This window comes from Thermostichus sp. MS-CIW-23 (assembly GCF_054059455.1).
Window position 1 is genome coordinate 1 of record NZ_JBSSCC010000056.1, and the last position, 12,312, is coordinate 12,312.

Genomic DNA, 12,312 nt, shown 5'->3' on the forward strand with positions numbered 1-12,312 from the left:
ATGGCCGGCACTGCGTTTTTAAAGGGCGTCGGCTACGGTCGGCGCTATCCTTCCCTGCCCTGAAGGACGGGGCTTGCCGCGCCTTTTGGTCAGGGTGCGTACTCTTCAAACTCGCTCCAAAAAGGCCACCCCCTCCACATGCCCGGTTTGGGGAAAGAAGTCAGCCGCCCGCCATTGGGTAAGGCGATAGGATCCCTCTGCCAGTAGGATCTGCAAGTCTCGCGCCAAAGTGGCAGGGTGACAGCTAATGTAGACGATGCGTGGTGGTCGTCGCAGCTTTAGGGTCTCGAGCACTTGGCGGTCGCAGCCGCGCCGCGGCGGATCCAGCACCACAATGTCGGCAGGGGGCAGGGTCGGCAAAACCTGTTCCACCGTGCCCTGGAAAAATTGGGCTGAGGCGATACCGTTGAACTGGGCATTGTAGCGGGCTTGGGCCACCGCTTCCGGCAAAGCTTCCACCCCCATCGCCCGTTTCGCCCGTTGCGCCAGCAGCAAGGTTAAGGTGCCGATGCCACAGTAGGCATCCAGGATGGTTTCCTCTCCCCGCAGGTTCAGTTGGTCGGCTATCCAGGTAAAAAAGGCTTCTGCTTGCTCTGTGTTGACCTGGAAGAAAGAGGTGCTGTCGATCCAGAGGGAAAAACCGGCAAATTCCTCCCGCAAAGACCCCCGACCGGCAATCACCTCAGTCTCCGGGCCGAAGATGGCATTGGTGCGGGCCGAGTTGAGATTGAGACAGACCCCCACCAGGTCAGGGTAGCGCTGCATCCAGCGTTCGGCCCAGCTTTCCAGATGGGGCAGGCGACGACTGCAACTGACCAAGGTCAGGAGCACCTCGCGGGTACGGCGACCGATGCGCAAACCCAAGTGGCGGAGATGACCTTGGTGACGACTTTCGTCGTAGACACTCCAGCCCGTTTCTTGGAGATCCCGCTTGATTTCCCTCAGGAACACATCCAGCCGCTCGTCTTGCACGGGGCATTGGTTGAGGTTCACCAGGCGGTGGCTGCCCCGTTGGTAGTAGCCCATGCGCAAGGGCTGGCCCTCCGGTTTGGCCATGGGGTAGGTGACCTTGTTGCGATAGCGCAGCGGCTGCCGGGATCCCAAAATAGGGACAGGCTGCGGCAGAGTCAGACCGCCAATCCGCTCCAGTGCATCCCTGAGGATTTGCTGCTTGGTGGCCAATTGCTGGGCATAGCTGACATGTTGCCATTGGCAGCCACCACATTTGTCCGCCACAATGCAGGCTGGTCGCACCCGTTGGGGAGAGGGAGAAATCAGCGACCGAATTCGCCCGACCAAGTAGTTGCGCTTGATCTCGGTTATTTGGGCCACCACCTGATCCCCGGGCACCGCCTGGGACACAAACACCACTCGCCCTTGTCCAAGTCCTACCGTGTGGGCAATGCCATCTCCCTGGGGGGTCAGGGCCGTGACCTCCAACGCCAAGAGATCCCCAGGTTTAACGGGATCAGGAAGGACGGAAGGGATCGGATGTTCCATTAGGCTGTTTCGCCGAAATTCGAAATAACTATAACCATAGGTCAGGTCGTGTTGGCTGGAGTCAGCATTGCCGGAAAAAGCTGTAGCAAGGCAAAAAGCATGTCAGCCGCCAACTGCTTACGGGATTGAAAACCCCATCCAATGAAGTGGTTCACTCCTTGGTCAAAGCAGATAGAGAAGGCAAAACATCTTCTCGAAAAGGAACCTCGTTTTGATTCACGTTCTCCAGCTCGGCCAACATGAGAGGGTTAACCCGGTTTAGGTAGGGCACCAAAACCTGTTGTAGCCTTCGGCTGTAGAAGCGGTGGTAGCTGTACACAGGCGTGGCCGGAAATCCCCGTCGAATCTTATGGGATCCCCCTGCGCCGGGATCAAAGTTGCGGATCCCTTCTCGGATGGCGAGGGCAATGGGCTCGTAGTAGCAAACGTTAAAGTGCAAAAACTTCACCTCCTCCCGACAACCCCAGTAGCGCCCGAACAGGCGATCTCCCTTACGAATACAAAAAGACATCCCCACAATTTCTGCATTCCGTTCCCCGGCCACCAGCACAACTCGCTCCCGATAGTCGGGATAGAGAGACTCGAAAAAGCGGCGATTGAGATATTTGCTCCAGTTCCAAAATTGGGCGCAGGTGTTGCTGTAAAAGTCGTACATGAGAGACAACAGGCGGGGCGTGATCTCCTCTCCTGTGTAAATCTTGAGTTCTAGGCCGCTTTTTTCCATTGCAGCCCGCTCTCGCTTGATGTTGCGCCGCTGGTTGGCATTGAACTGGCTCAAAAAGTCTTCGTAAGAGCGGTAGCCGGGGTTGTGCCACTGGTAGTTGTGGGTGATCCGGGGCGTAAATCCATCCGACTCCAATTGAGTCCGCCAGTCCAGATCTACATAAAGCAAGCTAAACACCGAAATATCCTTCTCTTGGCAAAACCGGTCAATGGCTGCCAGCATCAACGACCACACCTCTGCTTCCGAATACTCGGGATGGACGAGGATGCGATAGCCCGTGGCCGGGGTGAAGGGGGCCATGCCGATTAACTTCGGGTAGTAGCGTTCCCCCAATTGGCCGGCAACTGCAGCCCATTCTTGGTCAAAGACAAACTCCCCTTGACTGTGGCTTTTCAAATACAAGGGGGCAGCAGCAATCAACTGGCCGTCTGCCTCCACCAACAGGTGACAGGGCAGCCACCCTGTCCTGCGGCTGGCACAACCTGAGCTCTCTAGGCTGTGCAACCATTCGTATTCCAAAAAAGGAGAGGTGCGCTCCGTTTGCAAGGCGTGCCAGGCCCCTGCTGGGATCTCGCGAATATCGTGGCACCAGCGCCATTTCAACCCGGTTGACATTTGCCTGCTCGGATCAGACCAACCCGCCGTGCAATTGCCTCAGCTTGGCTGGGAAAAGGCCCCCAATGCTCTTGCCGACTCAAGAGGGGATCCCCCGCCGCCAAATGCAGCACCTGGCAGGATCCCTGCGCCTGCTTGATTATGGACCACCCTGAAGCGGGGTCGGAAACCACGCTGCTGCTCCTTTGCCCGTCCACAACTTCCCCAGCGGAAAACCACACTTGTGGGTTCTGGTTTGATTTTAATCGGGATCCCTGGGCTCGTAGTAACGGTTGGCCAATTCCAAAGCCATCTGAAACTTCTGCTCGCGGGTGAGGTCAGCCCGTCGGGCAATGTGAGCAAAGCGGTTGATATCTGGGGGCAGGAAGTCGAAAGGACGCTGTTCCCGCACGATGTCCAAGACCAAATCGCAAAGGGCCTGCTGGTAATCGTTGTAGAAGATCTCTCCCAAAGCCTTGAGCCGCCCATCGGGCACCGGATTGTTAAAGTCGATGGCCTGGAGCTCTCCCTGCTCGTCGATAAATAGCTCCACCGAGTTCATTTCATAGCCCAAAACTCGATTGATAATCCGACAGGTATTGATGACTTTCTGGCCCATTTCCGGGGTAAGAAATTCTGGATCAAACAGATATTCGCTGGCATCGAACTTGCGAAAGATATACTTGATCGGAATGATCTTTCGGCCAATGCAGAGGGCGCGAATCTGCCAAGGGTAAGGGGTTTTGACCTTCTCTTGGATCATCATCACCTGAGATCCAGAGCGGTCGTAAAAATAGAGGAGCTGCTCCATGTTGTGGGCTATTTCTACTCCAATGGCCTCTCGCCCCTCCGCCGGCTTAATCACAATTGGCCAGCCCAGATCTTCCGCCATCCCCTGCCAATCGAAAAACTTGTGATACTTAAAGTCCTCTGCTTTCAATGCGGGGGCTTCTTTAGGGGGCAGAATGTAAGTTTTGGGGATGGAGATCCCCAGCTCTTTGACCACCATGTAGGCAGCATCTTTGTTGCGCAGGTAGTAATAAAAGCTAAACGGGTTGTTGATGAGGTAAACCCCCCGAAAGGCAAAGCCCATGAATAGGCCGATGGCTTGGGGGTAAAGGTAGCTGAAGCGATCCAGGATCAAGCGATACTTGGTGCGGTAATCCAGGTTCACCTCGTGAATGGTGACATGTTCGGCCCGGATCTTGTAAGTTTGGCCGTTGCGAGCTTGAACAGGGGGAAGTGCGTTGAGGCGGGCCAGAGTATCGTCCCCAAAAGGCTCGCTGAAGTGCAGGCTGCCAACCCAATAGTCTTCAATCATCAAAGCTCTCTCAAAAGCTATTCCCTGCAAGGGATCCTACGCGAAGGCGCGGATTTGCGCTTGCCAAGTGGGCCAGTCGTGATCCCCCTCCCATACCTCCAGTTGATGGGGGATGTTGTTGCGGCTGAGCACTTCCGCCAGACGCAGGTTGTCGCTGAGGCAGTGGTCGTGGCGAGCGGTGAGCAGCTTCAGCTCGGTGTTGCGCCCGCCCAAGTGATCCCAGAGTTGCCGGCTCATGTTGGACATATAGGCCAGCGGGTTGATGAAATACAGCTCCTGCTCTGCCCGTTGGGGATCCCAGCCGGTGACAGAGCCGAGAGCGGCCACATCGTAGGGCCCCCCCAGAGCCAAACAACGGCGCACTAGGCCGGGATGCCGACAGGTGAGGTTGACAGCATGGGTAGCTCCCAGGGAAAACCCAGCCACCACCAGAAACTCATTCTGCGCCTCGGCCTTGGCGTAGGGGATCAGCTCTTCTACCCAGTGCTGCTCCAGCAACAGCCAACGCTCCCGCCGTTGGGGCAAGTCCAGCTGGCGGTTGAACAAAGTCTCCCAATCCAGGGTTTCCACGCAAAAAGCCTGCAAATAGCCCTGCTCCAGATGATGGCTGAGGCTGGCAATAATGCCGCGATCTTCCACGTCAAAAAAACGCCCGTTGCTGGTGGGCAGACAGATCAGCGGGTAGCCGTGATGCCCGAAGTGGAGCATCTCCATTTCCCGGCCCAGGATCTGAGAGGGAAAGCGCAAGTAGCGGCGAGCGTAGGCCATGAAAAACGGGGAAGGGATCCTCAAGAAATACCCAACCTTTCCGGGGGAAGCATTCTGCTCTGCCTGGTCGAGAAAGGCAAAGGGCACTCTCTGGAAAGGTCCACAAGAGCCACCAGAACAGATGGGAGCAGACCTGACCAACTGACAGGAACCTCAGGAAATTTCCGTGAACAGATCCTTGAGGGCCGTGCGGGCGGCCAAGTGCTTGCGGGTGGACTCGAGAATTTCGGCTTCCCGGCGCAGCCGCCTTTCGGTACTGACCATTTCCAGCAGAGCTTGCTGCTCTTGGGGGGCCCCATGGAAGTGGCTAGCCACCCAGTAGGACAGTTCTATGGGAGTGGTGGGGAGCTGCTCCGGCAACTGTGCATCCCGCTCCATTAGCTTGCCCGAGAGACGCACCACATCTTGAAGGAGAGTGGTAACCTGGCGCACCCAGCCCTGCAGGTCATCGGAAGGGGTGGTCGGCTCATCCTCAATCCATTCCACCAGCCCCACCCGGAAGGGTTTTTCCCGCACGTAATCCAAGACGCGGAAGCGCTGCTGCCCCAAGGTCAAAATGTCCATACGGTCATCCGGCAATCGCTGCACCTGCAACACCTCAGCACAACAGCCCACCCGCACTGGGGATCCCGTCTGGGGATTGAACATCAGCACCCCAAAGCGGCGATCCGTCTCCAGAATGGTGTTGATCATCATGCGGTAGCGGTACTCGAAAATGTGCAGCGGCAGAGGTCGGCCCGGAAACAGCACCACCTCCGGCAAGGGAAACAGCGGCAGCTCGCGAACATCCACGGAAGAAGAAGGCATAGGGCTTGTGCTTCTCGCTGTACTGAGTCTAGCCCATCTTTATTGGCCAATCTTTATCTCTGCTAAAGGTAGGGGATTGACAGGGAGGGGATCCCTCAAGAGAAGCGGTGGTGCCAGACTGTGATGGCAATCGCCAAGGCATCGGCGGCATCATCCGGGCGGGGCAAGCTGGGCAGGTTGAGTTCCCGGGCCACGGCAGCTTGTACAGCCTGCTTGTCGGCGCGTCCGTAGCCTGTCAAACTTTGCTTGACTTGGGCGGGCGTAAACTCCACCGGCAACAGATGATGCTGGGCCAAGGTGAGCAGGATCACGCCACGGGCTTGGGCGATGGCAATGGTATTGCCCATTTTGTAGAAAAAAAGTTTTTCCAGCCCCACCTGATGCGGGCGCAGTTGGCGCAGCAACTGGCTCAAATCCTCGTGCAGCGTTTGCAGCCGCTCCGGCATCGAGTGTTGGCTGGGGGTGCTGATCACCCCATAATCCACAGGTTTCAACCCCGCAGATCCCGCCAGAATGCAACCAAACCCCATGGTTCCCAGACCTGGATCTAGGCCGAGGATGCGCTGCTCAGGTGGGGTGTCTCCTCTGTCGGCGAGGGGCGGGGGGATCTGACAAGGGCTATGGCCTGCCGGGTGACTGCGCATGATGGGGATGATCGGTGTGCAGGTAGGTCAGGCCCGAGATCAGGGTGAGAACCACCGCCACCCAAAAACAAGGGATCCCTCCCGGCCACCCCAAAATCAGCAAAGCAATGGCCAGGATTTGGGTTACCGTCTTGGCTTTGCCCCAGAAATTGGCACCGCGGATTTGGCTTTGGTTGACCCGCCAGCCGGCGATGGCCAGCTCCCGCCCCACCAGCAAAAACACGCCCCAAGCGGGGATCCGCCCCAGTTCCAGCAGGCCCAGCAGCGGCGCCAACACCAGCAGCTTATCCACCAGAGGATCCAAAAACTTGCCCATATCGGTTACCAAGCCATAACGGCGGGCCAAATGGCCATCCAGCCAATCGGTTGCCGCCGCCAACAGGAACGCCCAGAGGGCCAACCTCTCCCCCAGTGGGGATCGCAGGCTCAGGCCCAGCAAAACAAAAGGGATCCCTGCCAGCCGCAGCAGGGTGACGGCGGTGGGCAGGTTCACCCACTCCAGCTTGGCACGTTGGACGGCGCTGGGATTCTCCACCTTCGGATCTGGCCTCAAGGATCAGAACTATCAGAATTATCGGTAACGGCCCAGGCGCTCGGTGAGCAGGTGGTAAAACCCCTGGGCATCCACCCCAAAAGCCACCTGAACATTGGCGAGGCGACCACTGGATCCCCAGCGATCCACCACCGTCCGGCCCAGGTTCAAGGGGCTAGCCGTTTCCACCTCGACGTAGCAGGGCTTGAGCTCGAACAACTGCGGCTGTAACAGATAGGCAATCACACAAGGGTCGTGCAATGGCCCTCCCGGTAGCCCGTAGCGTTCTACGTCGACCTTACCGTAAAAGGTGAGCATATTGGCCACCGTCTGCCCAACGCGGGTGCCCAGGGCGCGGATGCGCTCAATCCGCTCCGGCGTGCTGAGGACCTGTTGGGTGACGTGCAAGCCCAGCATCACCACCTCCGGGATCCCGGCGCTGAGCACGATCTGGGCGGCGTGGGGATCGGTGAGGATGTTGAACTCGGCTGCCGGGGTAACATTCCCCTCAAAGGCGGATCCCCCCATAAACACCAGCCGCTGGATGCGCTCCACAATCCGGGGCTGCTGCACCAGGGCCACTGCCAAGTTGGTCATCGGGCCCAGCAAAGCCAAGGTAACCGGCTCAGGGGCAGCCATCAGGGTTTCAATCAGATACTCCACCGCATGCTGGGATCCCAAAGGCATCTGGGGCTCCGGCAGATCCGCTCCGTCGATCCCGGTTTTGCCATGCACCTGCTCGGCGGTTTCCAGAGGGCGCAAGAGAGGTCGGGGGCAGCCAGCATACACCCCCATCTGCGGCTGACCGGCCAATTCACAGATCTGTCGAGCATTGCGGCTGGTTTTGTCCAAGGAGACATTGCCAGCCACCGTGGTAATGCCCAGCAATTGCAGCTCTTCTGGCGACGCCATAGCCAGCAGCAGAGCCACCGCATCGTCTTGGCCAGGGTCACAGTCGATGATCAGGGGCACCATAGGGATCTCGGCAGCAGCTCACTCACCCCTAGTTTAGGTTTTTCTCCCGCTCTTTTCCTCTGGCCGGTGAGCGCGGATCCCGGTCAGATTTAAGATAGGAAATATATCTTCATCCTTTGTCTTGTTGCCTGACACCCATCCACTGCGCATCAACCTGTTGCTGGATTGGGAGCCGCCAGCAGGAGAGCCCCTAGCTTGCGAGGACTGGCTACCCCCTGAACGCTTTGTTGTCGAGTGTTTTCAGGATCAAGCTACCTTCCTAGAGGCTCTCAGGAGACAAGACGGCCATGTCGATTGCTTGGTGCTCCTGGTGGATCCCACTCGGCTGCAAGAGCTGCACGATCTGGGCAATCAGCTCTGCGCGTGGGGACTGCTGCTGCCGACGGTGTTGGCGATTGTGCTGGAAGAATCCCACCTGCAAAAGGAAACACCGGAGACGGAAGGAGAGATCCCTGCCACCTCATCTTTGGTGAAAGCATTGCTCAAGCGAGAGCAGTTTTTCTACCACAACGCCACCCTCGTCCGTCCCATTTCGCCACAGGAGCTGAAGGGGCAGGTGCGGGCCGACTGTACCGCTTCGGGATCCCCTTCCGTCTTGGAGCTGCTGGTGGATCGGGCCATCGCCTTGTTTCTGCAGATGTCTCCCACTTGCGGCCTCCCGCAGGGCCCAGTGCATCCCAGCGATCAGCCCTACCTGGCCTACAGCAACCAACAACAACGGCGGCTGGCGGAGAAATTGCGGGAACGGCTGGGCTACGCCGGAGTGTACTATCATCGTGACCCAGAGCTGTTTTACCGTCGCCTCCCGCCCCACGAGCAGCAAGCCCTCATGCGACGGCTGCGTAACCTTTACCAGGCAATCGTCTTGGACTATTTTCAATCTCCCGAGACCGTCAATGCCCGCATCGACGAGCTGGTGGCCTTGGCCTTTTTTGCCGATATCGGCGCTGCTCAACTGCTGGAGCTGCACATGAACTTGATGGAAGACTTTGCCAAACAATTGAAGCTGGAAGGCCGCAGCGAAGAGATCCTGCTGGATTACCGCCTTACCCTGATCGATGTGATGGCCCACCTGAGCGAAATGTACCGCCGCTCCATTCCCAAAACCGCTCCAAGGGATCCTTAGATATGTCCACTCGCAAAGCCTATGTTCTCAAGCTCTACGTGGCGGGCAACACCCCCAATTCTCTGCGTGCCCTCAGCACCTTGCAAGACATCTTGGAAAAGGAGTTCCGCGGCGTGTACAGCCTGAAGGTGATCGATGTCTTGAAAAATCCGCAACTGGCAGAGGAAGATAAGATCTTGGCAACGCCGACCTTGGCCAAAATCCTGCCGCCACCGGTGCGGAAGATTATTGGCGATCTGTCCAACCGCGAGAAAGTGCTCATCGGCCTGGATCTGCTCTACGAAGAATTGGACGAAGAGGCTTGAGACAGGCTGCAGGAGCAAGGAGAGTGGGATGAACCAGTCATTGGGGCCTTCTGAGCCAGAAAAGCCACAAGATAACCAAGATAACACCGCAGAGGACTCCACCGAACCAACCCCAGACAACCACCGGGCGGATCTCTCAGAGCTGCGAGGGATCCCCAAAAAACAGACGGGCATCGAGGGCTTTGAAGACATCAGTCACGGTGGGCTACCCCTGGGACGCACCACCTTGGTCAGCGGCACCTCCGGCACCGGCAAAACCCTGTTTGCCATGCAGTTCCTTTACAACGGCATTGTGAAGTATCAAGAGCCGGGGATCTTCGTCACCTTCGAGGAAACCCCCGCCGATATCATTCGCAATGCCTCCAGCTTTGGCTGGGATCTGCAGGCCCTCATCGACAGGGGCCAACTGTTTATCCTGGATGCCTCCCCCGATCCCGAAGGCTATGAGGTGAGCGGCAACTTTGATTTGTCGGCCCTCATCGAGCGCATCCAGTACGCCATTCGCAAATACAAAGCCAAGCGGGTCTCCATCGACTCAGTGACAGCCATCTTTCAGCAATACGACCCTGCCGGTGTGGTGCGGCGGGAGCTGTTCCGCCTGACGGCCCGCCTCAAGCAGGCCAACGTCACCACCGTCATGACCACGGAGCGCACCGACGAGTACGGCCCCATCGCCCGCTACGGCGTAGAGGAATTCGTCTCCGATAACGTGGTGATCCTACGCAACATCCTGGAGGGAGAGAAACGGCGGCGCACCATTGAGATCTTGAAGCTGCGGGGCACCACCCACATGAAGGGGGAATATCCCTTCACCATCACCAACGACGGGATCAACATCTTCCCCTTGGGAGCCATGCAGCTGACGCAGCGCTCCTCCAACGTGCGGGTCTCCTCCGGCATCGAGAAGCTGGACGAAATGTGCGGCGGCGGTTTCTTCAAGGACTCGATTATTTTGGCCACCGGCGCCACCGGCACGGGCAAAACCTCGCTGGTGAGCAAATTCCTGGAGCGGGGCTGCCTGGATGGGGAACGCTGCATTCTCTTTGCCTACGAAGAGTCGCGGGCGCAGCTGTCCCGCAACGCCTCCTCCTGGGGCATTGACCTGGAAGAGTTCGAGCGGCAGGGCCTCCTCAAGATCATCTGCGCCTACCCAGAATCTGCCGGCCTGGAAGACCACCTGCAGAAGATCAAAACCGAGATGATGGCCTTCAAGCCCTCCCGCATGGCTATCGACTCCCTGTCAGCCCTGGCGCGGGGAGTGAGCCAAAATGCCTTCCGCCAGTTTGTAATCGGGGTAACTGGCCTGGCCAAGCAGGAGGAGATCACCGGCTTTTTCACCAACACCACCGACCAATTCATGGGATCCCATTCCATCACCGAATCCCATATTTCCACCATCACCGACACGATCATCCTGCTGCAATACGTGGAGATCCGCGGAGAAATGGCCCGCGCCCTCAACGTCTTCAAAATGCGGGGATCCTGGCACGACAAAGGGATCCGCGAGTACCTGATCTCCAATGCGGGCATCCAAATCCGCGATTCCTTCCGGGGCTACGAGCGCATCATCAGCGGATCCCCGACCCGCATCAATGTGGATGAGAAAAACGAGCTCTCCCGGATTGTGCAAAACGTCCAGGCCCTCGAGGAAGAAGGGTTGTGAGCGGTTACAACAGTTCCGTGAGCGGGCGCGGCAACAGACCCGTTGAGTCAAGCGAATTTCCAACACCGCTCAACACCGCGCAAGCCCTGCACTTGCGGCTGGCAGGGAGGGATCGGCCCAGACAAGGATTTCCCCGCGGCCAATGGCGAACAGTGGTAACCCACCTACAAATTGGGTAGTATGCCTCTAGCAGTAGCGCAAAGGGCGGGGTTTCCCGGTGTGTTTAGCTTTTTCGGTGGCTCCAAAACCCGAACCATGCTTGGGGTGGACATCAACCCCGAGCGCATCGCCGTTGCCCAACTGAAAAAGCAGGGCAATGGTCGCTATCGTCTGGCCCACTACCACAGCGTGGACATGCCAGAAGGGGCGATGGTCGAAGGACGCATCCTCGATCCGAGCACAGTTGGCTTGATCCTGATGAATTTGCTCAATGAAAACAAGGTACCCACCAACCTGCCGGCAGCCACAGCAGTGCCCGTAAGGGAGGCCATCGTTCGTCTCATTCGCCTGCCTGCCGACCTGCCCGCCGATGAGCTGCGCCGGGTGGTTTTGGAGCAGGAGGCCGAACTTTACATTCCCTATCCGCGGGATCAGGCGGATGTCGACTACCAGCCCTTGGGTCTCGATCTTTCCCAGGATGGCATTGAGCGCATCGAAGTCTTGCTGGTGGCCATCCCCAAAGAGGTGGTGGACAACTACCTGGAGGTGCTGCAGGTGGCCAACTTGCAGGTGCGCTGTGTGGAGCTGGCCAGCTTCTCCCTCATTCGCACCATCCGCGATCAGCTAATCCAGTACGGCCCCCAAGAGGCCGTGTTGCTCAGCTCCATCGGCTACGACAGCAGCGAGATCAGCATTTTGGTGAACGGGATCCCGCAATTTACCCGCACCGTCAACATCGGCACCATCCACATGCGGCAGGTGCTGGCCCAATCCCTGAATCTGCCGCTTAGCCGCACCGGCGACCTGTTGCGAACTCTGAGGTTACCCTTGATCAACCCCACCGATATTTTGGCCACGGGAGAACAGCCGGCGCCCAGCAATCCCGGTGTAGCAGCAGTAACGCGCGTTGTCTCCGATTTGGCGGATGAACTGAAGCGCTCCATCGACTTCTTTACGAGCACAGAAAGCAGCTCGCCTGTGGTGAAAGTACTGCTGGCCGGAACTGGGGCAAGCATCGGCCAAATCGACGGCTTCTTATCTCAGTCGTTGAGCGTGGCGGTGGAGTTGGCGGATCCCTTTGGCAACATTGTCGTGCCGGATTCAGCTAGAAATCGCAGGAGCCCCGCACTGTACCCGTAGGGTCAGTGTCGGGAGGAATGCGGAAGTTATGATAGAACCATGACCCAAGTCCTG

At 58.0% G+C, this 12,312-nt stretch carries 13 protein-coding genes; 4 read left to right on the plus strand and 9 right to left on the minus strand.

Translation table 11 applies throughout. From position 1 onward, the window contains the following. Window positions 1-105: 105 nt before the first annotated feature. The 9 genes from rlmD to ACVW0B_RS13430 form a co-directional block, all read right to left on the minus strand. Window positions 106-1,500, minus strand: a complete 1,395-nt coding sequence (rlmD, locus tag ACVW0B_RS13390) for a 23S rRNA (uracil(1939)-C(5))-methyltransferase RlmD (protein WP_457491917.1) — start codon at window positions 1,498-1,500, stop codon at window positions 106-108. Between the two features lie 151 nt (window positions 1,501-1,651). Further along, entirely contained in the window at window positions 1,652-2,839 is a 1,188-nt protein-coding gene (locus ACVW0B_RS13395; RefSeq protein WP_414523161.1) for a GNAT family N-acetyltransferase, read from the minus strand. Beyond that, the gene (locus ACVW0B_RS13400; protein WP_414350610.1) at window positions 2,824-3,012 is read right to left on the minus strand and encodes a hypothetical protein; all 189 of its coding nucleotides are present in this window, start codon (window positions 3,010-3,012) and stop codon (window positions 2,824-2,826) included. The genes ACVW0B_RS13395 and ACVW0B_RS13400 overlap by 16 nt, the downstream gene beginning before the upstream one ends. A 68-nt stretch (window positions 3,013-3,080) precedes the next feature. After that, the gene (locus ACVW0B_RS13405; protein ID WP_041436180.1) at window positions 3,081-4,139 is read right to left on the minus strand and encodes an ATP-grasp domain-containing protein; all 1,059 of its coding nucleotides are present in this window, start codon (window positions 4,137-4,139) and stop codon (window positions 3,081-3,083) included. A 36-nt stretch (window positions 4,140-4,175) separates the two neighbouring features. After that, window positions 4,176-4,931: an alpha/beta hydrolase-fold protein gene (locus ACVW0B_RS13410; protein ID WP_457491918.1), complete on the minus strand. Its 756-nt coding sequence runs from the start codon at window positions 4,929-4,931 to the stop codon at window positions 4,176-4,178. A gap of 129 nt (window positions 4,932-5,060) precedes the next feature. Further along, window positions 5,061-5,714 carry an LON peptidase substrate-binding domain-containing protein gene (locus ACVW0B_RS13415; protein WP_457491919.1) on the minus strand — a complete coding sequence of 218 codons (654 nt, stop codon included), beginning with the start codon at window positions 5,712-5,714 and terminating at the stop codon, window positions 5,061-5,063. 95 nt (window positions 5,715-5,809) lie between these two features. Beyond that, on the minus strand, window positions 5,810-6,358 hold the full coding sequence (ruvC, locus tag ACVW0B_RS13420) for a crossover junction endodeoxyribonuclease RuvC (protein ID WP_457394499.1): 549 nt from the start codon (window positions 6,356-6,358) through the stop codon (window positions 5,810-5,812). Continuing rightward, window positions 6,333-6,851, minus strand: coding sequence for a CDP-diacylglycerol--glycerol-3-phosphate 3-phosphatidyltransferase (pgsA, locus tag ACVW0B_RS13425; RefSeq protein ID WP_414329287.1), 519 nt, complete (start codon window positions 6,849-6,851; stop codon window positions 6,333-6,335). Before pgsA ends, ruvC begins: the two co-directional genes overlap by 26 nt. Window positions 6,852-6,929: 78 nt before the next feature. Then, the gene (locus ACVW0B_RS13430; protein WP_011432144.1) at window positions 6,930-7,865 is read right to left on the minus strand and encodes a nucleoside hydrolase; all 936 of its coding nucleotides are present in this window, start codon (window positions 7,863-7,865) and stop codon (window positions 6,930-6,932) included. 121 nt (window positions 7,866-7,986) lie between these two features. Here ACVW0B_RS13430 and ACVW0B_RS13435 point away from each other — a divergent pair, with 121 nt between their 5' ends. The 4 genes from ACVW0B_RS13435 (at window position 7,987) to pilM (ending at window position 12,258) form a co-directional block, all read left to right on the plus strand. Continuing rightward, a complete protein-coding gene (locus ACVW0B_RS13435) occupies window positions 7,987-8,991 on the plus strand; it encodes a circadian clock protein KaiA (RefSeq protein WP_457388389.1) in 1,005 nt (334 codons plus the stop codon). Window positions 8,992-8,993: 2 nt separating this feature from the next. Beyond that, window positions 8,994-9,296, plus strand: a complete 303-nt coding sequence (gene kaiB, locus ACVW0B_RS13440) for a circadian clock protein KaiB (protein WP_011430723.1) — start codon at window positions 8,994-8,996, stop codon at window positions 9,294-9,296. A 28-nt stretch (window positions 9,297-9,324) separates the two neighbouring features. Further along, window positions 9,325-10,959 carry a circadian clock protein KaiC gene (kaiC, locus tag ACVW0B_RS13445; protein ID WP_457491920.1) on the plus strand — a complete coding sequence of 545 codons (1,635 nt, stop codon included), beginning with the start codon at window positions 9,325-9,327 and terminating at the stop codon, window positions 10,957-10,959. A gap of 180 nt (window positions 10,960-11,139) precedes the next feature. Next, window positions 11,140-12,258 carry a type IV pilus biogenesis protein PilM gene (gene pilM / locus ACVW0B_RS13450; protein WP_457491921.1) on the plus strand — a complete coding sequence of 373 codons (1,119 nt, stop codon included), beginning with the start codon at window positions 11,140-11,142 and terminating at the stop codon, window positions 12,256-12,258. Window positions 12,259-12,312 lie beyond the last annotated feature (54 nt).